15 protein-coding genes and 1 pseudogene are annotated in these 24,009 nt (G+C 63.0%); 8 read left to right on the forward strand and 8 right to left on the reverse strand.

What is annotated here, in order from left to right:
- The first annotated feature begins 206 nt into the window (after positions 1-206).
- Positions 207-3,905 (forward strand): PAS domain-containing sensor histidine kinase, encoded by a 3,699-nt coding sequence (locus tag OVA00_RS15795; RefSeq protein WP_268089300.1) that lies wholly within the window; start codon positions 207-209, stop codon positions 3,903-3,905.
- Positions 3,906-3,997: 92 nt separating this feature from the next.
- Complete coding sequence (locus OVA00_RS15800; RefSeq protein ID WP_268089301.1) at positions 3,998-5,680, forward strand: ABC transporter permease; 1,683 nt, start codon at positions 3,998-4,000, stop codon at positions 5,678-5,680.
- A 289-nt stretch (positions 5,681-5,969) separates the two neighbouring features.
- Here OVA00_RS15800 and OVA00_RS15805 read toward each other — a convergent pair whose 3' ends face one another.
- On the reverse strand, positions 5,970-7,922 hold the full coding sequence (locus tag OVA00_RS15805; protein ID WP_268089302.1) for an acetoacetate--CoA ligase: 1,953 nt from the start codon (positions 7,920-7,922) through the stop codon (positions 5,970-5,972).
- A 186-nt stretch (positions 7,923-8,108) separates the two neighbouring features.
- Between OVA00_RS15805 and OVA00_RS15810 the strand changes: the two genes are divergently transcribed.
- Positions 8,109-9,926: an AsmA family protein gene (locus OVA00_RS15810; protein WP_060584005.1), complete on the forward strand. Its 1,818-nt coding sequence runs from the start codon at positions 8,109-8,111 to the stop codon at positions 9,924-9,926.
- Positions 9,927-10,004: 78 nt separating this feature from the next.
- Here the strand turns inward: OVA00_RS15810 and OVA00_RS15815 are convergent, their stop codons facing one another.
- The 4 genes from OVA00_RS15815 to OVA00_RS15830 form a co-directional block, all read right to left on the reverse strand.
- Positions 10,005-10,823: an ABC transporter permease subunit gene (locus tag OVA00_RS15815; protein WP_034800828.1), complete on the reverse strand. Its 819-nt coding sequence runs from the start codon at positions 10,821-10,823 to the stop codon at positions 10,005-10,007.
- Between the two features lie 3 nt (positions 10,824-10,826).
- The gene (locus OVA00_RS15820; protein WP_034800826.1) at positions 10,827-11,738 is read right to left on the reverse strand and encodes an ABC transporter permease subunit; all 912 of its coding nucleotides are present in this window, start codon (positions 11,736-11,738) and stop codon (positions 10,827-10,829) included.
- A gap of 4 nt (positions 11,739-11,742) precedes the next feature.
- Entirely contained in the window at positions 11,743-12,885 is a 1,143-nt protein-coding gene (locus tag OVA00_RS15825) for an ABC transporter ATP-binding protein (RefSeq protein WP_034801375.1), read from the reverse strand.
- Between the two features lie 104 nt (positions 12,886-12,989).
- Positions 12,990-14,084: a polyamine ABC transporter substrate-binding protein gene (locus tag OVA00_RS15830; RefSeq protein WP_034800823.1), complete on the reverse strand. Its 1,095-nt coding sequence runs from the start codon at positions 14,082-14,084 to the stop codon at positions 12,990-12,992.
- A 335-nt stretch (positions 14,085-14,419) separates the two neighbouring features.
- Here OVA00_RS15830 and OVA00_RS15835 point away from each other — a divergent pair, with 335 nt between their 5' ends.
- The gene (locus tag OVA00_RS15835; RefSeq protein WP_268089303.1) at positions 14,420-15,388 is read left to right on the forward strand and encodes a fatty acid desaturase family protein; all 969 of its coding nucleotides are present in this window, start codon (positions 14,420-14,422) and stop codon (positions 15,386-15,388) included.
- Here the strand turns inward: OVA00_RS15835 and OVA00_RS15840 are convergent.
- Complete coding sequence (locus OVA00_RS15840) at positions 15,382-16,791, reverse strand: helix-turn-helix domain-containing protein (RefSeq protein WP_060601926.1); 1,410 nt, start codon at positions 16,789-16,791, stop codon at positions 15,382-15,384. The genes OVA00_RS15835 and OVA00_RS15840 overlap by 7 nt on opposite strands.
- Before the next feature lie 228 nt (positions 16,792-17,019).
- Here OVA00_RS15840 and aceA point away from each other — a divergent pair, with 228 nt between their 5' ends.
- From aceA to OVA00_RS15855, 3 genes are all read left to right on the forward strand, one after another.
- Positions 17,020-18,309, forward strand: coding sequence for an isocitrate lyase (gene aceA / locus OVA00_RS15845; protein WP_268089304.1), 1,290 nt, complete (start codon positions 17,020-17,022; stop codon positions 18,307-18,309).
- Between the two features lie 120 nt (positions 18,310-18,429).
- On the forward strand, positions 18,430-18,669 hold the full coding sequence (locus tag OVA00_RS15850; RefSeq protein WP_034800815.1) for an SMc00767 family acetate metabolism repressor: 240 nt from the start codon (positions 18,430-18,432) through the stop codon (positions 18,667-18,669).
- Positions 18,670-18,938: 269 nt separating this feature from the next.
- On the forward strand, positions 18,939-20,048 hold the full coding sequence (locus OVA00_RS15855) for a helix-turn-helix transcriptional regulator (protein ID WP_113554019.1): 1,110 nt from the start codon (positions 18,939-18,941) through the stop codon (positions 20,046-20,048).
- A gap of 64 nt (positions 20,049-20,112) precedes the next feature.
- Here OVA00_RS15855 and OVA00_RS15860 read toward each other — a convergent pair.
- Positions 20,113-20,995 (reverse strand): annotated as a pseudogene (locus OVA00_RS15860) (LysR family transcriptional regulator).
- A gap of 89 nt (positions 20,996-21,084) precedes the next feature.
- On the opposite strand from OVA00_RS15860, the gene OVA00_RS15865 reads away from it, so the two are divergent.
- On the forward strand, positions 21,085-21,288 hold the full coding sequence (locus OVA00_RS15865) for a hypothetical protein (protein WP_113554017.1): 204 nt from the start codon (positions 21,085-21,087) through the stop codon (positions 21,286-21,288).
- Between the two features lie 90 nt (positions 21,289-21,378).
- On the opposite strand, the gene OVA00_RS15870 is transcribed toward OVA00_RS15865, so the two are convergent.
- Positions 21,379-23,904: a methyl-accepting chemotaxis protein gene (locus OVA00_RS15870; protein ID WP_034800805.1), complete on the reverse strand. Its 2,526-nt coding sequence runs from the start codon at positions 23,902-23,904 to the stop codon at positions 21,379-21,381.
- Positions 23,905-24,009 lie beyond the last annotated feature (105 nt).

Consider the following 24,009-nt stretch of genomic DNA (forward strand, 5'->3'; position numbering starts at 1 on the left):
CTCTTCAGAGGCGCCGTTGATTGATGCGCATTATATAAACTACTTGCTTGTGCATTGCAATAAAATTGTGCAGTGCACAAAATCCGGAGAATTAACCTTTCGCGCTGAAAGCCGTGACGAAGCTCCGGCCCTCGCTGGACCCTTGCGGGCCTGCCGGGTATTAATAGAGTGTTAACCCGCAAGCGATCCGTCAATAGGCCCCCTTTATGCCCGCGAGACAGTATCCCTTCATTGATATCGCCGTGCATGCGCGGGTGCGGGAGCATTTTGCCCGCGGCGACGCGGCGATCCTGTTTTCGCGGGACTTTGCGCGCATTCTCTGGGCCAACGACCAGGGCGCGGCCTTTTTCGGCGCCGGGTCGATCTATGATTTCATCGATGCGGGACCGGATCAGGGCGAGCTGTCGCTGCGTCAGCTCAAGGCCGCGGGAGCGCAGCTCGTGCGCGCCGGCGACCGGCGCCAGCTTTCGATCCGGAAGTTCTCGGGTTTCCGCGGCACACCGCTCAATGTGAGCGTGGAGATGATCCGCGTGCGCCCGGACGAGGACGCGGTGCTCTTTACTGCACCGCATTCGGGCACGCCGCTGTCGCTTGAGGATCGTGCTGCGCGCATGATCGCCGGCCTCGACGGCCCGGACACCCACATGGCCGTTCTCGATGGCAACGGCGGCATCATCGCACACTCGCCGGGCTTCATCGATCTCGGCATGTCGGACGAGACGCGCAAGCAGCTCGTCGATACGGTCGGCCGAGACCACGACTGGCTGATCAAGCGCCCAGTCGCAACGCGGAAGGGGCACCTGCCGGCCGCGGTCGGCAAGATCGCCGACGAACCGTCGCTGCATCTGCTCTTTGCTGTCGAGACCATTCTCGGCACGCTCGATCCGGACGAAGAGACCTCGGCGGCGCAAGTGTTGCCGATCCTGCCGCTGGCCGAAGAGCTGGAACCGACCGCCGAGACACCGGCCCCGGAGGCAAAGGATATCGTCGAACCGGCCGAAGCGCCGGTCGAAAGCGCTGCACCAGCCGAAGACGCTGCCCTGGCCGACGCATTCGAACAGGCGGAGTCCGTCGAAGCGGTTGCCGCGCCACAGGACGATGGCGACCTTGAGGACGCAGACGTCCACGTCGCTGCAGGCCAGGTCGCTCTACCGGAGGAACCGGAGGCGCTTGCCGCCGCAGGTGCGGAAACTTCGGCGCGGGGCGTGGAGCCAGCGGAAGATGACGGCGAGCCGGCGCTTGCGGTCGCGACCGACGTGACCGCGACCGACACGCCGGTTGCCGCGGAAATCCCCGTGACGGAAGAGGTCACTCGCGAGGATGAGACGGTAGAGGCGACCGATGCCGGCACCACTGAAACGGAACAGGCCGACTTCGCCTTCGTGCCCGGCGGCCGTGCGGTACGCTTCGTCTGGAAGATCGACGCCGAAGGCCGCTTCAGCGAGATTTCCGAGGAATTCGCCACCGCCGTCGGCCCGCGTGCCGCCGATGTGATCGGCACCACCTTTAACCACGTGGCAGCACGCTACGACCTCGATCCTGATCAGAAGATCGGCGCGCTGCTGCAGCGCCGCGACACCTGGTCGGGCAAGACGATTTTCTGGCCCGTGCAGGGCACCAGCCTCAAGGTTCCGGTCGACCTGGCGGCCCTGCCCACCTACTCGCGCTCACGCGAATTCGACGGCTTTCGCGGTTTCGGTATCGTGCGCCTTGCCGATGCCGTCGAAGACGAACACGCCAACGGCCTGACGTTCGGCGCCGCAACGGACATGACGGCAGAAGCTGCCGCGGAAGCGACGCCGTCGGAAGACCACGCGCATACTCCAGCGGTCGATCCTGAGACCGTCGGCCCTGAGATCGAGGAGCGGTCCGCCGACGAGGTGCAGGTCGTCGCGCAGAGGTCCTCCGAAACGGAGGCCGAGCCTGTCGCAGCTGCGCAGGATCGTGATGCGCCCCAAGACCAGACCCTCACCTCCAGCGAGGAGGCAGAGGCAGAGCCGAACCATGCAGCCGAAGTTGCCGCAGACGAACAGGTCGCCGCAACTGACGATCTCTTCCAGGGAGAGCGCCCTGCCCTACAGCTCGTCGACAACGCTGAGCCCCCCGTCTCCGACAAGATCGTCGAGCTCGAGAAACATCGCGCGGCGACCGCGCTGACGCGGGGCGAACAGGCGGCGTTCCGCGAGATCGCGCGGCAATTGGGCGAGCATTTTGGCAGGCCGGCGGAAACCGCACCCGCAGAGGAAAGCGACGCAGCGGCCGATGCAAGCACACCCTTCCCGGTAGACGCGCACGAAGCCATCTCTTCCTCGACGCTCCCGGCAGAAGAACAGACTGGCGCGGAAGAAACCGGAGAAGAGACCGACGACGGCGCAGCCGAGGACGAACAGGCGAACGTGCATCTCGAGCAGCAAGCGGCAGATATCGGCCTTAGCGGCGAGATCCTCGACAGCCTGCCAATCGGTATGCTCGTGCATCGCGGGGAAAAGCTGCTGCACGCCAATCCGGAATTTCTGCGGCTCACCGCCTATGGCGACCTCGACGACTTTGTCCGGGAAGGCGGCCTTGACGCACTCTTTGCCAATGGCGAAGAGGCGACCGACCAGGAACCCGACGGCACGATGATGCTGATCCGCAGGGACGGTCAGATGCGGCCGGTCATCGCACGGCTGCACACGATCCGCTGGGACGGCCGGAGCGCGCTGATGCTGGCGCTGACGCCGGCAGCCGCGAACGCGCCGTCGACCAAAGCAGACGATGCCATCTCCGGTGACGAAGTCGACCGTCTGAAGACGGAAATCGACGAACTCAGGTCCATCCTCGAAACCGCGACAGATGGCGTCGTGATTCTCGGGCATGACGGCGACATCCGCTCGATGAACCGCTCGGCAAGCGCGCTCTTCAATTATGACGAGGGCGAGATCCGCGGCAAACCTTTCGCCGCGCTCTTCGCTCACGAAAGCCAGAAGGCAGTGATCGACTACCTGCACGGGCTTTCCGGCCACGGCGTCGCGAGTGTGCTGAACGACGGACGCGAGGTGATCGGGCGGGAAGCGAATGGCGGCTTCATTCCGCTGTTCATGACCATCGGCCGGCTTTCCGCCTCCAATGGCTTTTGCGCCGTGATCCGCGACATCACCCAGTGGAAACGCACCGAAGAGGAACTCCGGAACGCCAAGCGCGCCGCGGAAACGGCCAATGCCCACAAGACCGAGTTCCTCGCCCGCGTCAGCCACGAGATCCGCACGCCGCTCAACGCGATCATCGGCTTTTCCGACATGATGGCGAGCGAGCATTTCGGCCCAGTCGGTCACCCGCGCTACATCGAATATGCCGGCGACATCGGCCGGTCGGGCCGCCACGTGCTCGATATCGTCAACGATCTGCTCGACATCTCGAAGATCGAAGCAGGCGAAATGGAACTCGATTTCGGCGCCGTCGAGATCAACGACGCGGTCTCGGAAGCCGTGTCGCTCGTCCAGCCGCAGGCCAACAGCCAGCGCGTCATCATCCGCACCTCGCTTTCGGCAGCCGTGCCGAACGTCGTGGCCGACGGCCGGTCGATCAAGCAGATCGCGCTCAACATTCTGGCGAACGCCATCCGTTTCACGCCGTCGGGCGGCCAGATCGTGGTGTCGACCTCCTACGAGGCGAACGGTAGCGTCATGCTGAGGATTCGCGACACCGGCGTCGGCATGACCCGCGGCGAACTGGACCAGGCGATGAAACCGTTCCGGCAGGTGACCACAGGCGCGCGCAAGCGTGGCGACGGCACCGGGCTCGGGCTGCCGCTCACCAAGGCGATGGCGGAGGCGAACCGCGCCCACTTCTCGATCACCTCGGCGCCCAACGAGGGAACGCTGGTGGAAATTTCCTTCCCGTCACAACGCGTCTTGGCGAACTGAGGCCGGATGCTATAAGGAAATGTTGACTTGTGGTGGCCAGTTTGCTGGCCGCCATTGGCCATTTCTTGCCGTCATGCCGCGGAATCGATCGATTGCAGTCCACATCTCAGAGCATCAAGCGCCGCCATGCGCGTGCCGGAACCGGTCTTTCGCATCCCCTGCTGGCGACATGGGCCGGATTGACATCGGTCATCGTGCTGATGCCGATCATCGCGATCGCCTGGCTGGCGATCTCGGGCGGCGGCGGCGACTGGCCGCATCTGATGCAGAACGTCATTCCGCGCGCCACCGGGCGCACGCTGCTCTTGATCTCGCTGACGGGTGCCGTGACCGCCTTCGTCGGCATCCTCTCGGCCTGGCTTGTCGCAAGCTGCGAGTTTCCGCTGCGGCGCTTCCTGTCGGCAGCACTGGTGTTGCCGCTTGCAATCCCCGCCTATCTCGCTGCCTATGCGTTCGGCGAGCTTTTCACCTTTACTGGGCCGGTGCAGGGACTGATCCGCGCGATCTTCGGCTTCAAGACGAGCCGTGACTACTGGTTTCCAGATATCCGCTCGCTCGGCGGCGCCGTGCTCGTGCTGAGCTCGGTTCTCTATCCCTATATCTACCTCGCCTGCCGTTCGATGTTCCTGATGCAGGGACGCGCGGCCGCCGACGTCGCCCGCACGCTCGGCGCCGGGCCGCTGAAGGTGTTCTTCCGCATCCAGATCCCGATGGCCCGCCCGGCCATCATGATCGGCCTGACGCTGGTGGCGATGGAAACGCTGAACGACATCGGCGCGGTCGAATTCCTTGGCGTGCAGACGCTGACCTTCTCGATCTTCGACACCTGGCTGAACCGCGGCAGCCTCGCGGGCGCCGCGCAGATCGCCTGCATCATGCTGGTCTTCGTCATCGGCCTGATGATGATCGAGCGGGCCGCACGGCGACGCCAGCGCTTCTCCAGCCAGAAGACGACGTCCGCCGTCCACGATGCTGCCCGGCTCATACTGTCCGGCTGGAAGAAGTGGGCCGCCATGGTCGCCTGCCTGCTGCCCGTGATTTCAGGCTTTGCCGTACCCGTGCTGATCCTCGGCAATTATGCGCTCAAGCGCATCGACCAGTTCATCGAGCCGCGGCTGCTCAACGCGCTCTTTCATAGCATCCTCGTCTCAGGTGCGACCGCAACGGTGACCGTTCTGCTCGGTTTCGTGCTCGCCTATGCGGCGCGCACGGGGCATTCTCGGGTGAGCGACATCGCCGGGCGACTCGCCTCCTTCGGCTATGGCGTGCCCGGCACTGTTCTTGCGATCGGCGTGCTCTTCCCGCTGGCCGCTCTCGACAACATTATCGATGCCGGCATGCGCAATACGTTCGGTATCTCCACCGGGTTGATGATGACCGGCACCGGCTTTGCGATCATCTACGCCTGCAGCGTGCGCTTCCTCACCATGGCCGAGGGCTCGCTCGAAGCGGGTTTCCAGAAGCTTTCGCCGCATCTCGACATGGCGGCGCGCGCGCTCGGCCGGACCGGCGGCCAGACTTTGCGCACCGTGCTTTTGCCGATGATGCGCCCCGCGGTACTGACCGCCGCTCTCCTCGTCTTCATCGAGACAATGAAGGAGCTTTCGGCAACGATCATGCTCAGACCCTTCAACTTCAACACGCTCGCCACGCTCGTCTACGAAGACGCGTCTCGGGCCAAGGTCGAAGACGCTTCGGTCGCCGCGATGATCATCGTCGCCGCCGGCATGATCCCGGTCATCCTCGTGTCGCGATCGCTCGAACGCCGCTCCTGAGCCCCGTTCAGCAAGGCCTGGCGGACGAGAAACGCATAAAAAAAAGGTGGCTGGGAGGCCACCTCGATAGTTGAATGCTAAACCAACAATCGCTCGAGAAGTAACGACGTCATGTCCGCGACGGCATCTCTGCCGAACGCCGATCCAACATCGATCGGCCTCAAGTTGGCATGACCATGCGCCCCCAATCCTTAACAAGACCTTACCCGCCGGATCCGCAATTTTAGGGATTTTTCAGCAAGTCTGAAGCCTTGGTTAATTCCAATCACGCGAATCCGTTAACGCGCCCTCAATTTTTAAGGGCATCCAGTCCGGCGTAAAGATCAAGCGCCTCGGGGTTGGCGAGCGCCTCCTTGTTCTTCACCGGACGGCCGTGCACGACATCGCGGACCGCGAGTTCGACGATCTTGCCGGACTTCGTGCGCGGGATATCGGCGACCGCGATCACCTTTGCCGGCACGTGGCGCGGCGAGGCGCCGACGCGGATGCGGTTCTTGATCGCCTTCGTCAGGTCGTCGGTCAGGGCGACGCCGGCGGCGAGACGAACGAAGAGAACGACGCGCACGTCGTCTTCCCAGTCCTGACCAATGCAGAGCGCCTCTGCGACCTCCTCCATCTGCTCGACCTGATTGTAGATCTCTGCCGTGCCGATGCGCACCCCACCGGGATTCAGCGTCGCGTCCGACCGGCCGTGGATGATGATACCGCCGTGTTCGGTCCATTCGGCGAAGTCGCCATGGCACCAGACATTGTCAAAGCGCTCGAAATAGGCGGCGCGATACTTGGCGCCCTCGGGATCGTTCCAGAACATCACCGGCATCGACGGGAATGCCTTGGTGCAAACGAGTTCCCCCTTCTCACCGCGCACCGATTGCCCCTCGTCGTTCCAGACGTCGATCGCCAAGCCAAGACCCGGCCCCTGGATCTCGCCGCGCCAGACGGGCTTCAGCGGGTTGCCGAGGACGAAGCAGGAAACAATGTCGGTCCCGCCCGAGATCGACGCAAGCTGAACGTCAGACTTGATGCCTTCGTAGACGAAGGAGAAGCCTTCCGGCGACAGCGGCGAACCGGTCGAGGTCAACAGCCGAAGGGTGGAAAGATCATGCGTGTTGGCCGGTACGAAGCCGCCCTTGCGCGCGGCGTCGATGTATTTCGCCGAGGTGCCGAACACCGCGAACGTCTCGGCTGCGGCATAGTCGAAGAGCACGTTGCCGTCGGGATAGAAGGGCGAGCCGTCGAACAGGCAGAGGGTCGCGCCGACGGCCAATCCGGAAACCAGCCAGTTCCACATCATCCAGCCGCAGGTGGTGAAATAGAAGAGCTTTTCGCCGCGGCGAAGGCCGCAGTGGAAACGATGCTCCTTCAGATGCTGCAGCAGGGTGCCACCGGCCGAATGCACGATGCATTTGGGAACGCCCGTCGTGCCCGAGGAAAACAGCACGTAGAGCGGATGGCTGAAGGGCAAGCGTTCGAAGGTCAGGGTTGTTGCCGCAAACGGCGCGATGAAATCGGCAAGGGTTGCGCCACCCTCGATCGAGGCCGCCAGCGCGGCGCTGTCGCCGGCATAGGGAACGATCAGCGCCGGCACGCCAAGGGCCTTGGAGACCGCGCGAACCTTCACATCGACGTCCTGGCCCTTGCCGTTGTACCAATAGCCGTCGCAGGCAATGAACAGCTTCGGCGTGATCTGGCCGAAACGATCGAGGACGCCCTGCTCGCCGAAATCGGGAGAACAGGACGACCAGATCGCGCCGATCGAGGCGGTCGCCAGCATCAAGGCGATGGTTTCGGGCATGTTCGGCATCATCGCCGCAACGCGATCGCCGGGGCCGATACCCTGAGCCTTCAGCGCCTGCTGCAGGCGCGACACGAGCGCGCGAAGCTCGTCCCACGACAGGCGATACTCGACCTTGTCTTCACCGCGGAAGACGAGCGCGTCGCCGTCGCCGGTTTCGCGAAGAAGGTTCTCGGCAAAGTTCAGCTTCGCGTCGGGGAAGAAGCGGGCGTCGAGCATGCGGTCGCCGTTGACGAGGGCTGTTGCGCCGCGTTCTCCGATGACGCCGCAGTGCTCCCAAACCGCGGTCCAGAAGTCGCCGCGCTCGGCCACCGACCAGGCGTGGAAGGCATCGTAATCCGCAAAGGTTCTGCCGAAGCGTTTGCTGCTCCAGGCGATGAATTCGGCCATGGGGCTATGCGCAAGGATTTCCGGACCTGGAACCCACAACGGCTGCTCTGCGTGCATGCTTTCCTCCACTCCTGCTCCATGCCCTCTATACCATGCTGCATCGCAAAATAAACAGCACCGGAAAGCGCCTCGTCATCGCGTGGACGACATTTACCTGTCTGTTGCCTGTCCGTCGCATTTGATTTCTGAGGACCGAAGGCCTATCCAAGCTCACGTGACCCAAGCGACGGCGACCAGGCGGACATGAGACGTAAATTTCTGCATATGATGCGCGACGTACGCCTGTTGTCGCAGCTGCGGCGCCGCCATTTCCTGTGGCCGGCCGCGATCGGCGTCGGGCTTGCAGCCGGCTACAACGCCGTCCTGCCTCTGGTGATTTCGACGACGAACGTGCGTCCGACCGTGGAGCATATGCTGGACGCCTGGTCCGGCGGAAAGAGCCGGATATCGGGCAATCCCGAGATCAGCTTCTGGCCGGAACCGACTTTGACGCTCCGCTCGGCGACGATCGAAACTACGGATGGATCGTCCCGCAAGCTCGCGCATATCGGCAGCATTACCGCGACGTTCAGCCTGTTTTCAGCGATCGACGGCACACCGGCGCTGGACGATATCCGGCTGATCGAGCCCGTCGTCACGCTCGAGCGGCACACGGACGGCACACTCAACTGGCAGCGGCCGCACTGGCTGAGTACCCCGGACACACAGGCTGCCGAGAAGGATACGCCGTTCGGCGATGTCACCGTCGAAAACGGCCGCCTGCAGATCATCGACCTCGTCACCAACCAGACCCGGGAATTTTCCGGCATATCCGGAACCGTCTCCTGGCCTTCGTTCACCAAGCAGCTCAGCGCCCGGCTTTCGGGAAGCCTTGGCGGACAGACGGTGGCCTGGACGCTCGAATGCAACGAACCGCTGATGCTGCTGACCGGCCACGATGCGGCGCTCAAGACGTCGCTATCCTCGGCGGCGCTCAGTCTCTCGTTCGAAGGCAACGGCAATCTCTCCCCTACACCGACTGCCGCGGGACGGCTGCAGGTTTCGACGGCCTCGCTGCAGGCCCTTGCCGCCTGGTACAAAGGCAAGGCGGCGGGCGCATTGCCGGACAGCGGCTTCAGCCTCAGCGCCAACGTCACCAGCGGTAAGGCCTCGCTGAAGCTCGACGAGCTTCAGCTGACGCTCGGCGGCGCCAACGCGAGCGGCATCCTCGACATCTCCACGCCGATCGACGATACCCACCGCGTCGAAGGCACGCTCGCCTTCGACCGCATCGATCTCAATGGGCTGCAGCCATTCATCGACCCGCTGGAGCCGGACGAACTCACACAACAACTCGGCGACGCGTTCGCGCGCAGCTGGCGTGCCGATGTGCGGCTGTCGGCGCAGGAGGCGCTGGCAGGCCCGCTACGGCTCGAAGATCTCGCCGCCGGCGTCATCATCGATCACGGGCGCGCCTCCATCGACGTCGCCGACAGCACCTATGCCAATGGCCGGCTCAGCGGGCGGCTCGCCGCTTCGGAAGAGGGGCTGGCCGGCGGTGGCCGTCTGGAACTGGTGCTGAAGAATGCCGACCTTGCCGCCGCCCTTGCTGACTTCGGTTTCACCGGCCCGGTTCCGACCGGCCGGGGCAATGTCAATCTGGACCTTACGACGGAACACCCGTTCTGGCGCGCGCAGGTGGCCGAGGCTTCCGGCCGCATCAGGCTTTCGCTCGCCAACGGCAACCTCACCGGCTTCGACGCAAATGCCTTTGCGAACCTTGTCCGGGCCGGCGAATTCTTTTCGCTGGCGCAGGCGAGCGACGGCAACTTCGCCTTCCAGACGGCGGATATCGAAGCCAGCTTCGGGGAAGGGTCGGCGCGGCTGAACCGAGCGCTCTTTGCCGGCCAGACCGGCAATCTCTCGGTCAACGGCGTCATTCCCTACCGCAGCGGCAGCCTGGCGCTCGCAGGCACCTACACCGACACATTGAATGCCGGGCAAAGGCTGCGTTTCTTCGTCGGCGGTTCCTGGCCGAATGCAGTGATATCACCCCTGTCGGTTCTTGGCGAACCCAACTGAAAACGGCCGGCGTCAGGGACACCAGCCGTCGGTTCGTGGCGGACAAGCCGCGTCACGCTAGTCTCGAATTCGCACCGTTCAGGACTGGGCGAAGGCCGCCCGCTCGTCCCGTTCGCGCTGCGCCTCGCGCTGCTTGGTGACGATCGAGGCAACGACCACCCCGATGGCGACGACACCGATGAGGATGGTGCAGATCGCGTTGATTTCCGGCGTCACGCCCAGCCGCACCTGGCTGTAGATCTTCATCGGCAGCGTGGTGGCGCCCGGTCCCGTGGTGAAACTCGAGATCACCAGATCGTCCAGCGACAGCGTGAAGGCGAGGACCCAGCCGGAAAACACCGCGGGCGCGATGACCGGAAGGGTGATCGAGAAGAAGGTCGTGACCGGCGTGGCGCCGAGATCGAGGGCTGCCTCTTCGATCGACCGGTCGAAGCTGAGCAAGCGCGACTGCACCACCACGGCAACGAAGCACATGGTGAAGGTGATGTGCGCCAGCGTGATCGTCCAGAAGCCGCGGTCGAGACCGATGGCAACGAACAACAACAGCAGCGACAGGCCGGTGATCACCTCGGGCATGACGAGCGGTGCATAGACCATGCCGGAAAACAGCATGCGGCCACGGAAGCGCGTGTAGCGGACGAGCGCCAAAGCCGCGAGCGTACCGAGCACGGTGGCGAAGGTCGCCGAGATCAGCGCGACGCGGATCGTCACCCAGGCGGCATCGAGCAGCGCCTGGTTATGCCAGAGCTGCGTGTACCATTTGGTCGAAAAGCCCGCCCAGACGGTGACGAGCTTCGATTCGTTGAAGGAGAAGATCACCAGAAGCACGATCGGCAGGTAGAGAAAGCCGAAACCGAGCACGATCGAGGCGATGTTGAAGCGTGACCAGTTGCCCATGTCCTACCTCCCCTCGCTGTCGGCTTTGGCCTGGGCGTTCTGGAAGTAGACGATCGGCAACACCAGGATCAGAAGCAGGATCGTCGCCACGGCCGAAGAGACCGGCCAGTCGCGGTTGGCGTTGAACTCGTTCCAGAGCGTCTTGCCGATCATCAGCGTTTCCGAACCGCCAAGCAGGTCGGGGATAACGAATTCGCCGACGGCTGGGATGAAGACCAGCAGGCAGCCGGCGACGACGCCCGCCAGCGACAGCGGGAACGTCACGCGCCAGAAGGCGGTAAACGGCGTGCAGCCGAGGTCGAGCGCGGCCTCCGTCAGGGTGTGATCCATCTTCTCAAGCGACGAATAGATCGGCAGCACCATGAAGGGCAGATAGGAATAGACGATGCCGATATAGATCGCCCAATTGGTGTTGAGGATGATCAGCGGCTGGTCGATGACGTTGATGCTCATCAGGAACTGGTTGAGCAGCCCCTCGGGTTTGAGGATCGCGATCCAGGCGTAGACGCGGATCAGGAAGCTCGTCCAGAAGGGCAGGATCACCAGCATCAGCAACGTCGGGCGAATGGTCTTCGGCGCTTTCGCCATACCGTAGGCAACCGGATAGGCGATCAGCAGCGTCAGCACGGTCGAGACGCCCGCGATGATGACGCTCGACACATAGGCGTTGAAGTAGAGGACGTCTTCCGTCAGCCAGACGTAGTTGTCAAAGGAGAATTCCCGCGCCTTTTCAAGGATGCCGGACAGGCCGCCGAAGAGATCGAAGACCGGCGTATAGGGTGGCATGGCCACCGCCGTCTGCGACAGCGAGATGCGGAAGACGATGAAGAAGGGGATCAGGAAGAAGAACAGCAGCCAGGCATAGGGGATGATGATGACGAGGCGGCTGAAGAGGGCGGATGCGACACGGGTCATGGCCTCAATCCTTCAGAACGACGCCGGCGTCTTCGCCGAAGGAAACCCAGACCTCCTGGTCGTAGCCGAGCGGATCCTCGACCGCGCGCACCGCGTTGAGCGACGAGGCCTTGATCACGCGTCCGTCCTTCAGGCGCACGTGGAAGACGGTCATGTCGCCGAGATAACCGATGTCCCAGATTTCGCCCTGAACGGTGTTGACGGGCGCGTGCGCCGGCGGCTGGCGGCTGACGCGGATCTTTTCCGGGCGGACGGCGACGGCGGACTTGCCGCCGGCAGCCGGCGTCTCGGGCGATGCCATGCGGATCGGGAAACCGTTGGTGCCCTCAAGGCGCACATAGCCGCCCTCGGCGCCGGAAACAGCGCCCTCGAAAATGTTGACGTCGCCGATGAAGTCCGCGACGAAACGGGAGTTCGGCGCCTCGTAGATTTCGGCAGGCGTCGCCACCTGAATGACCTTGCCGTGGCTCATCACCGCGATGCGGTCGGCCATGGTCATTGCCTCTTCCTGGTCGTGGGTGACGACGACGAAGGTGAGACCGAGTTCCTGCTGCAGATCCATCAGTTCGAACTGGGTCTCCTCGCGCAGCTTCTTGTCGAGCGCGCCGAGCGGTTCGTCGAGGAGCAGCACCTTCGGCCGCTTGGCAAGTGAGCGGGCAAGCGCGACACGCTGGCGCTGACCGCCCGAAAGCTGGTGCGGCTTGCGCTGGGAGAACTTTTCGAGCTTCACCAGCTTCAACATCTGGGCGACGCGCTCGGCAATATCCGCCTTCGGCATGCCATCCTGCTTCAGGCCGAAGGCGATGTTCTTCTCCACGTTCATATGCGGGAAGAGCGCGTAGGACTGGAACATCATGTTGACCGGACGCCTGTAGGGCGGAATGCCGGCCAGGCTCTGTCCGTCGAGAATGATCTCGCCCGACGTCGGCTGTTCGAAGCCGGCGAGCATGCGCAGAAGCGTCGACTTTCCGCAGCCGGACGCACCGAGCAGCGCAAAGAACTCGCGCGTGTAGATATCCAGCGAAAGGTCGTCGACGGCGGTGAAATCGCCGAACCGCTTGGTCACGTTCTTGAAGGAAATGAATGGCTTGGAAGCGGGATCCGCCCAAGGGGCAAAGGACCGCCGGATACTGCCGAGAGACTTCATCATCTATCCCCGAATGATACAGCCGATGGGCACTCTCGTTTTCCCCGGTGCCCCCTTAAGAAAATTGCCCGGATTTTGAGGTCCGGGCAATTCGTTTTCCGCTCTTACTGGCCGGTTACGACCTTTGTCCAGAGACGGGTCAATACCCTCTGTTCTTTCGCCTCGAAGGGCGTCACCGTGAACAGTTTCTGCATCACCTCTTCCGTCGGGTAGATGGCGGTATCTTCCATGACGGCCTTGTCGAGGAACTGCTGCGAGGCCTTGTTGCCGTTGGCGTAGAAGACATAGTTCGATGCCTTGGCGACGACCTCGGGCTTCATCATGTAGTTGAGGAAGGCGTGCGCCTCCTCGACGTGCGGTGCATCAGCCGGGATCGCAAGCATGTCGAACCACATCTGCGCGCCCTGGGACGGGATCGCGTAGTCGACGGTCACACCAGCCTTGGCTTCGGCCGCACGGTCGCGGGCCTGGAAGACGTCGCCGGAAAAGCCGATTGCAAGGCAGATGTCGCCGTTGGCGAGCGCGTTGATGTATTCCGAGGAATGGAACTTGCGCACATTGGGGCGGATGCTCGCCAGCAGCTCAGCCGCCTTTTCGAGATCGGCCGCCTCGTGGCTATCCGGGTTGAGGCCGAGATAGGCGAGCGCCGAAGGCATCACGTCGGTCGGGGAATCGAGGATGTGGATGCCGCAATCCTTGAACTTCGCCGCCAGTTCCGGCTTGAAGATGACGTCCCAGTTGGGCTTCTCGTCCGTGCCGAGGATCGCCTTCATCTTGTCGACATTGTAGCCGATGCCGGTGGTGCCCCACATGTAGTCGATGGCATAGTCGTTGCCCGGATCGTACTTGGCCGTACGCTCCATGATCACGTCCCACATATTGGAAAGGTTCGGCAGCTTCGACTTGTCGAGCTTCTGGAACACGCCCGCGGCGATCTGCCGCTGCAGGAAGGTTGCCGTCGGCACCACCACGTCGTAGCCGGAGCCACCTGCAAGCAGCTTCGTCTCCAGGATCTCGTTGGAATCGAAGACGTCGTAGACGACCTTGATGCCGGTCTCCTTGGTGAAATCTTCCAGAATGCTGCTGTCGATATAGTCCGACCAGTTGTAGACGTTGACCACGCGCTCCTGCGCCGAGGCCAGCATGGTCGAGCCGGCCAGAACGGCTGCCGCCAGGGTTGTGACGATGAGCTTGGACATACAACTCCCCTCTTGGTTTTTTCGTATCGGGCCCGGCACGCCGGGACACCGTCCAATCCGCTTCGTTCAGGCCGGAGGTTAGGCATCTTTCTCGATAACCTCAAGCGCTTTCGTGCCGATAAGAAGCGCCGCCCTGTGGGCTCATCAGTTTCACAAGTCGAAGAAAAACGGGCACTTATGGCGCCTTGCTTTCAGCCTGTCGCCTTCGACCCGGCCGCGGCGGCACCGTTAACCATAGCTTTGCCGCCTCTGTACGGACCGCTATTTACGATTGATTAACCATGATCGCCATGCGATTTTCCCGACAGTTGCGGTTCAGGATCTCAGGTGTCGTCATGGGTGAGCAGATCGTCGGCGGGAAAAGCCGCAGGATCGATCCGAAGCAGTTGAAGCGCCTGTCGGTGCTCGAGCCGCAAAAGGCCCTTGCGGCAATCGCATTCGACTGGGCGATGATCGCAGCAGCCATCGCCGTCAGCGAGTATTTCGGCAATGTCTTCGTCTACCTGATTGCCGTGGTGCTGATCGCCGGACGCATGCATGCGCTCGGCTGCATGATCCACGATGCGGCGCACTATCGCATCATCCGCAACCGGAAACTCAGCGACTGGATGAGCGACCTGCTGCTCGCCTGGCCGGTGCTGGCCACGGTCGATGGCTACCGCCAGAACCATCTCGCCCACCATCAGCACGCCAATAGCGACGAGGATCCGGACTGGACAGCGAAGCTCGGCATGCCGCAATTCACCTTTCCGCAAAAGGTTGCGCGCGGCGTCACGCAATTGCTCGGTTACCTCGTCGCGGTCAATTCGCTGCGCGACATGCTGCATATGGCCAAACGCATGGGCAAGAACGACCGTTCAACGCTGCAGTACAAGCTGCTGCGCGTCGGCTTCTACGTCGCCGCCGCCGCGATCTTCACGCTCTTCGGCATCTGGCGGGAAGTGGCGCTCTACTGGGTGGTGCCGTTCCTCACCTTCTTCTGCCTGTTCCTTTATATACGCAGCGTCGCCGAGCATTTCGGCAGCATGGACTATAGCGACGAACTGACGAGCTCACGCACCGTCTATCCGCACGCCTGGGAGAAGCTGTTCTTCGCGCCCCACAACATCAACTACCACCTGGAGCACCATCTGTATCCCGGTGTGCCGTTCTACAATCTACCGGAGCTGCACGCGATCCTGATGCGCAACAAGGCCTATGCGGACACGGCCCATATCACCCGCGGCTATACTACCGGGCTACCGGCGGAATGCTTTGCCGCGAATGCGCCGCTTCTGCCCAACCAGCACCCCGTCAGCTACTGAAAATCGAAAACGCTGAGCCCGGTCGCCATCTCATCAAGTCCGAGCGGCCGGGTAACGGGCGGCTCGGCACGCGCCAGGCAGCCCTGGCGCTCGCAGAGCCGACAGCCGGCACCGATTTCGACCGCCGGCAGCAGCACCGAACCGTAGACGGTCTCGTCGGCAAACGAAGCTTCGCAGCCTAGAAGCAGGGCTGTGCGCCGGACGCGCTCGTGGAACGCCGCCTGCGGACCCTCCAGCGTGCGTGCGATGGTCAAGAATGCAGCGCCGTCGGGCATCTCGACACGATCGACCAGAAGCTGGCCCGGCACTGAGAAGGCGGCATGGATATTGAGCTTGGGACAGCCACCGCCGAACTTTGCCTGAGGGAAGCCCGATGCGCCCGCCCTCCGCAAGCGGTGGCCGGCATTGTCGATCTCCATCAGGAAGAACGGCAGCCCTTGGGCGCCCGGCCGTTGCAGCATGGTCAGCCGGTTGGCCGCCTGTTCGAAGGAGACCTGGAAACGGGCGCGCAGGACATCGATGTCGTACTTCGCCCGTTGTGCGGCGGCTAGGAACGCAGCATAGGGCATCATCAGCGCATGCGCGCCATAGCGCGCCAGCTCGAAGCGAGCGATACGGCGTGCCTCCGCGGTCGAAAGCCGTAACGCCCCAAGCTCGGCCGTAATCGCCTCGTGGCAGGCAATCGACACGGCCTCCATCGCGATCTCGCGCAACTGGTCGTAGGGCGACAGCCGCTCGGAAACGAAGAGACGCATGGAGTGCCTGTCGAAGCGCCGGCGCAGGTTCGGCATGGCATGGACCGGCAGGCTGCGCACGACGAGGCCATGCTCCTTCTTCAGCCAGGCCTTGAGCGCGCCGATGAGATCATCACCCGGCGAGAGCGCCTCGTGGAAGGCTTCCGCCGCCGCCTCGATGCCGGCAAAATAATTCGGCCGCCCCTCGAAGGTCTCGCGTACCTCGTCCATCGGCAACCGTGTGCCCGAAAGCGCCTCCATGTGCCCCTGCCCCGCCAGGAGGTCAGCCAAGTCCTTGAGGCGCGCTGCCTGCTCGCGATAGGCGCGATAGAGCTTGACGACGCCGCCGGCAGCGTTGGGGGCCGCTTCCGCCACCTCGATCAGCTCCTGCTCTCCCGGCAGCTCGGCCGACAGCAGTGGATCGGCGAAAACCTCGCGCAATTGCGTGAGGCTGCCGCCGGTTTCGCCCTGCAACTCGTCGAGGTCGACCTTGTAGACCGAGGCAAGCTTCAAAAGCAGCTGCACCGTCAGCGGCCGCTGGTTGCGCTCGATCAGATTGAGATAGGACGGCGAGATACCGAGGGCCTCGGCCATGGCCGTCTGCGTCAGCGACAGGCCGTTGCGAATGCGCCTGACCCGCGGGCCGGCAAAGATCTTGTTCTCGGCCATTTGTAACTACCTTTACAATCCGCTCAACGAAGGGCGCTTTACATTTTTTACAAATTTACTTCGCCGCCCTGTCAAAGGCAAGACAAGATAACCCTTTTGATCTCTGCAAACCACCGTTTCCAATAGCCGAATACCGCAGCGCAATGTAAAAACTGTCACATGAACTCGAAACACAAGTCGCCATACGACAAAAGTCGAATGGGTGTTTGATTTTGACAGGAGGAAGTAATGACTGATTTTTACAAGCTCGTTCCCAGCGCACCGCAAGGCCGCTTCGATGGCGTCGATCGCCCCTATACCGCAGAGACCGTGAAGCGGCTGCGCGGGTCGGTCGAGATCCGCTATTCGCTGGCCGAAATGGGCGCGAACCGCTTGTGGAAACTCATTCACGAAGACGACTTCGTCAACGCGCTCGGCGCACTTTCGGGCAACCAGGCCATGCAGATGGTGCGCGCCGGCCTGAAGGCGATCTACCTCTCCGGCTGGCAGGTCGCAGCCGATGTCAACACCGCTTCGGCAATGTATCCGGACCAGTCGCTCTATCCGGCCAATGCCGCGCCTGAGCTTGCCAAGCGCATCAATCGCACGCTGCAGCGCGCCGACCAGATCGAGACCTCAGAAGGCAAGGGCCTTTCGGTTGACACCTGGTTCGCACCGATCGTCGCTGACGCCGAAGCCGGTTTCGGCGGTCCGCTCAACGCCTTCGAGATCATGAAGGCCTTCATCGAGGCGGGCGCTGCCGGCGTCCACTACGAGGACCAGCTTGCTTCGGAAAAGAAGTGCGGCCATCTCGGCGGCAAGGTGCTGATCCCGACGGCAGCCCATATCCGCAACCTGAACGCGGCACGGCTTGCCGCCGACGTCATGGGCACGCCGACGCTGGTCATCGCCCGCACCGATGCGGAAGCGGCAAAGTTGCTCACCTCCGACATCGACGAGCGCGATCGCCCCTTCGTCGACTACGATGCCGGCCGCACGGTCGAAGGCTTCTACCAGGTGAAGAACGGGCTTGAGCCCTGCATTGCCCGCGCCATCGCCTATGCGCCGCATTGCGACCTGATCTGGTGTGAGACCTCCAAGCCGGACCTGGAACAGGCCCGCAAGTTCGCAGAGGGCGTACAAAAGGCGCATCCGGGCAAGCTGCTCGCCTACAATTGCTCGCCGTCGTTCAACTGGAAAAAGAACCTCGACGACGCGACGATCGCCAAGTTCCAGCGAGAGCTGGGCGCGATGGGCTACAAGTTCCAGTTCATCACGCTTGCCGGCTTCCACCAGTTGAACTTCGGCATGTTCGAACTGGCGCGCGGATACAAGGCGCGGCAGATGGCCGCCTATTCGGAGCTGCAGGAGGCGGAATTCGCCGCCGAGGTCAACGGCTACACCGCGACCAAGCATCAACGCGAAGTCGGCACCGGCTACTTCGACGCCGTTTCGATGGCGATCACCGGAGGCCAGTCCTCGACGACCGCCATGAAGGAATCGACCGAGCACGACCAGTTCCGCCCGGCCGCAGAGTGAAAGCCCGGCGGGAGCGTGGCAATCCCTGCCCGCTGCGCTCCTGCCGACCCCTCGTAAGTGAAATGGATGCGGGCGGAAAACCGCAAGCACCTCCAGCCTCGAACCTCAAGGAGAAGTCCAATGACAGTCCAGACACGCGTCAAGGAACGGGCCGAGGAACAGTCTTCGGCGATGACCCCGGACCAGCAGGCGGCAATCCGCATGGTCGCCAACGACCTGCACCGCCTCAACCAGTCCGTCATGAAGGCCGTCGATGCCGGCGTTTCGGTCGAGCTCGTGCGCTCCGCCCGCCACCACGGCGGCGAAGGCAACTGGGGCGACCTGCTGATCCCGGTTATCGTCACCCAGGGCCGGCCATGATGCTCGCCACAACGCTGTTCGCGGCGATCCTGCTGTCGCCGCTAGCGCTCCGCCACACAGCTGTGGCCGCGAGCGTGAGAGCAACCAAAAGTTGATTTCACCGAAACCGGTTGAAAGTGGGAGAAATTGGAATAGCCGGCTCTTTGCCGGCTATTCTGCGTTGTCAGGATGGCAGCGCACGCAACGAATGCTTGTCTCCGCTATTTCAGGTTGATCGAACCCGTGATGCCTGACTATATTAGTCATACCTGTCTTAGACAAAGGCACGCATGTATCGTTCGACGAAACCTGCAGATACCGCCGAACTGACGGAGCTGATCTACGGCGCCGCCTTTGGCGATTGCGGCTGGCAGGATTTTCTCGACCGGCTGACGACGACCATGCCCGATGGATGCTCTGCGCTCCACTATCATGACCTCACAGCGCCAGCGTCGTGCGTGCCCTATGTCTCCGGCTTTACCTCTGATGCCATCGACCAGTTCAACAATCACTTCGCGGCGATCAATCCCTGGATACCGAAATCGGTTCTCGTGCCGGTGGGCCGCGGTCTCTCCGGCGAGCATATCGTCTCGCGCTCGGAGCTGATGAAATCGGAATTCTACAATGACTGGCTGAAGCGCCAGACCGGCAGCGAGACCACCGTCGGCGTGACCATCGTGCGCAGCCCGACGCGGACCCTGCTCGTGTCGACCTGCACCTCGTCGACGAACGCGGAACTCAACCAGCAGGCGGCCGATCAATACACGCTTCTCGCGCCTCACCTGAAGCGCGCCTTCGACTTCCTGCGGCGGCGCGACCTGATGATGGCCGAGCAGCATGAGGGCCGGACCCTGCTCGATACGATCGGCGTCGGCGTGATTTATGTGGGCGGCAATCTGCGCATCCGCTCGATGAACCACAACGCCGAGCGAATGGCGGCGAACGGCTCACCGTTCCGGGTCGCGGTCAACGGCCGCCTGTTCATGGACGAACCGGAAACCAATGCGGCGCTCGAGCTTCTGGCCTCGCCGGTCGGCGCACCGGCACAGCCGCAACTGCGTGTCGTCAGGACTGCGGAGCACGGCGCCTTCCGCATTACCTTGGTGCGGCGAAGCGCCAGCATCTTTACCGAACTTCTCGACGGACCGACTGTGGCGGTTCTGGTCGAGCCTGCGACGTCGCTGCTCGGCGATCTCAGGCACGACCATCTGAAGGACAATTATGGTCTGACCCCCGCCGAAATCCGCATCGCCTGCGGTATCGCCGCCGGCCTGACGCTGAAGGAAATGTCGCAGGCCAACGGCGTCAGCTATGAGACGATCCGGACGCAGCTCAAAAGCATCTACGCCAAGACCCGGGTCAACTCGCAGGCGGCACTCGTCAAGCTGCTGATGCGCTGACCCATATACAAAAAAGACCACGGCGGCAGCGTTCCCAGCAGCAGGGTTCAGTCCTTGCTCCGCCTCAGCTGCGGCGCGGTCGCTTTCCGGCAAAGATGTCCACGTGACTGCGCAACAGCCTGGTCATGCGGTCGACAACCGTTCGTATTTCCTTGCGGTGCCGATCCTCATTGTTCATGACGATCCATTGCCGGTGCCGGAGCGCCGGGATCTCCTCGCCGGCGCGCTCCAGCATCGGATCGAGATCGCCGACGAAACAGGGAAGCACCGCACAGCCGGCGCCGGCGCGGGCGAGATCGAGCAGCGAGCGCGGCTCGCGTGACCGTGGCGACGATCCGCCCCTCCCAGCCCCCCTTCATCTGCTCGTGCGGCCAGCGCAGATAGGCGGAGATCGCCTCCTCCTCGCCGACGGCCGCCCATCGCGCGCTCGCGCCCGACGGCGCGTTCTTTTGACGATAGGCGGCATAGGCGACGTCGCCGACCGGACTTGCCGCCAGATAGGCCTCCTCGGGCTCGAAGGCGCGGATGCCGATATCGGTCTCGCGATAGGCGAGGCTGGCGCGTGTTTCGCCGACCGTGATCGCGAGGCTGAAGCCGTCCCTTTCGGTGCAGAGCGCCGGAAAGTTCTCCGCCAGCAGCCAGGCGATCCAGGTACCGACGGTGATGCGGACCGTTACGCCCTCGCCTTCCTGCCGCCAGCTCTCGACCCGGCGCGCCGCCGATTCCATTTCCTGAAGCTGCTCGAACAGCAGTTCACCATCGCCGGTAAGCTGGTAGCCGGTCTGGCTGCGCAGAAACAGCGCGCGGCCCGTGCGCTCCTCGAGTTCCAGCATCCGCCGGCCAACGGTCGCCGGGCTGGAGCCTAGCGCCTGCGCCGCTCCGGTGAGCCCACCAGCGCGCGCCACGCTCATGAAACAGCGATAGATATCCCAATCCATGTCTTTCATCGGTGAAAAACATAGAGCGATATCCGATGTATGTAAAACTAGTTTTGCTGCATAAAAGAAGTGATGCCCATCAACTAAGGAGCATCACGATGGAAATGATGGCAATGGTCTACATCGCCGACATGGCCCTGAAAACGCGCCGCTGGGACGAAGATTTCGATCCGAAACCGCCCGGCCTTCTACGTCGGACCTTCACAACACTCGCGGCCGCGGTCACCAAGCGACGCAAGAGCGGCCTCTACGCCGATAAAAAAAGCACCGCGAAGCCCTGCGGCCACGCGGTGCAATGTTAGCCCCTGCCCTTGTTATGTCGCACGGCACCGGTTGCCGTGCTTTCGGCTGGCGGCGTTGCCTGCCGCCAGCGAAACCGTCTACCGCACGCCTCAGGCCGCCCGGTAGTTGTCGTAGTCTTCCGCCGCCGGCTCCAGCCGGAACTGCTCGACCAGCATCATCAGCGTGTCGGCCTGGTTTGAGAGCGCGCGGCTCGTCGCCGTCGCCTCTTCCACCATCGAGGCGTTCTGCTGCGTCATCTGGTCCATCTGGTTGACTGAGCCGTTGACCTCGTTGAGCGCCACGGCCTGGTCGCGGCTGGCAGTTGCGATCATCTCGACGTGCTGGCTGACCGTGACGATCTGGGCGCTGATCGAGGCCAGCACTTCGCCGGTTTCCTTGACCAGGTGCGAGCCGGCATTGACCTCGTTGGTCGACTTGTTGATCAAGCCCTTGATCTCGCGCGCAGCTTCTGCCGAGCGCTGGGCCAGTTCACGCACTTCCTGGGCGACGACGGCAAAGCCCTTTCCGGCTTCACCCGCCCGTGCCGCCTCGATGCCGGCGTTCAGCGCCAGGAGGTTGGTCTGGAAGGCGATGTCGTCGATCACTTCGATGATTTGCTCGATCTGGCGCGAGGCCTCCTCGATGCGTCCCATGGCGGCGATCGCGTTGGTGACGACGGTCGCCGAGCTATCGGCGCTGCGTTTCGTCTGGATCACCGCATGGTTGGCTTCGCCGGCACGCTCGGCCGAGGAACGGACGGTGACGGTGATCTGGTCGACGGCGGCCGCCGTCTCTTCGAGGGAGGCGGCCTGGGCCTCCGTGCGCTTCGACAGCGAATCTGCCGCATGGTGCATGCTGGAGCCGCTCTCCTGGATCGCCTGCGCATTGGCGCGGATCTGGGCGAGCGTGTCCTGCAGGCGGATCAGCGAACCGTTGAAGTCCTGGCGAAGCTGTTCGAGGCGACCATGGAACGGCACGTCGATCTGGCGCGACAGGTCGCCCTGGGCCAGGCGGCCGAGGCCAGCGGCAAGCTCGCTGACGGCGAGATCGATCTGGCGATCGAGCTCGCGCTTTTCCTGGTCGTTACGGCTACGCTCGATTTCGGCGCGGCTGCGCTGCTCCTCGCTTTCCGCTTCGATGCGGACCTTGGAGAGCGCGTTCTCCTTGAACACGCCGAGCGCACGGGCCATGTCGCCGATTTCGTCGCGACGACCGTCGCCATCGATCGTCGTGTCGAGGCGGCCATCGGCGAGACGACGCATCGCCGCGGTGATCTGACCGATCGGCTTCTTCAGCGTCAGCGTCAGCGCGATGCCGGCCAGAAGCGCGATGACGACGCCTGCAACGGTGGCGGCAACCGAGATCTGGTTCGCCTCGTTGCGCTCGGTCCCGGCGGCAACCTTCTGCTGTTCGGCAAATTCGGTGAGATCGGTCCAGATCTGGTTGATCGATTGTCCGGCGGCGTCGAAGTCTGCGGTGCGCTTGACCGTGATTTCGACGAGCGCTGCGGCATCTTTCTTCATCGCGGTCAGGATCGGCATCAGCGTGTCGGCGATCTTGTCGAAGGAGGCGCCGTCGCTTGCGACACCGCGAAGCGTCGCCATGTTCTGCTGAACGGCGAGCGACTTGTCGAGCAGCTTCTGGCGATTGCCCTCGTTCGTCTGCCCCATGAAGGTGGCGGCGGAAATCTGGATATCGGTGATCGACGACGACAGCCTGCGGGTAGCGGTCAGAACCGATTCCGTCGTGACGATCTGTTCGTCGAGTTCGGCGAAAATCCGCGTGGCGTCGCGCATCTTGCCGACGGAAGCCGCTTCCAGGCGGAAGCTCGCAGTGCGGAAGCGGTCGACATATTTGGAAATGCCGGCAAGTGTTTCCGGTCCGGCGGGCGCCTTGAGGATCGAGCCGATCTCGCTCGAAGCCGAGGTGATGGTCTCGGTGAGCGACTTTTCGTCCTTCGGCAGCAGGCGGAAGATGTCACGCTCGGTGCGGCCGATCATCGGGAAGCGTTCCTTGACCGCCTTCAGCTTCTCCTCGACGGTGATCGCCTTGCTCACTTCGGTGCCGAACTCGTTGAAGAAGCGGCTTGCGCGCATCAGCTTTTCGGCTTCGCGCAGCATGGTCTTGGCGGCGTTCTCGCTCTTGCGAACGGCGTATTGCAGGCGGTTCGACTCTTCATTGATCTTGGCGCGCTCGATCAGCAAGGCGTCGAGGTTCGAGCTCATTGCCGTGCGCAAGTCCTGCTCGCCAACGTGCAGCGTCCAAAGGCCGCCAATGCGGGCCTCGATGTCGCTGGTCGCCGCGATCGCCGCCTTCAATTCGTCCTGGCCGTTCTGGCCGGCAACCTGTGCAGCGGTATCGGCGAGCACGTCCTTCTGCGCCGAGATCGTCGACTGCACGGCATCACGTGTTTCTTCGGTTGTCGAATGCAGGAAGGCGTTCATGCCCGCATAGACATCCTTGAAGCCGCTCAAGGTCTGCAACACGCTGTTGGAAATCTCCATGCGTCCCTGAAGCAGGCCGGATGCATAGAGGCCGGTGATACCGACGGCACAGATGCTGACGACGAAGGGCAGGATGAAAAACAGCACCTTCGTCTGGATCTTGAAGCGGGCAAGAATTCTATCGATGAACATGGAAAACACCTTGGCTCGCAGCTCGCATTCGCCTCCCCCGACGGCTCACTACGTCTTCGCACTCAACGACAAGGCGTGAATGTGCGAACGATCGAGAGCCACCCG

Source organism: Ensifer sp. SL37 (genome assembly GCF_026672675.1).
GTDB lineage: Bacteria > Pseudomonadota > Alphaproteobacteria > Rhizobiales > Rhizobiaceae > Ensifer > Ensifer adhaerens.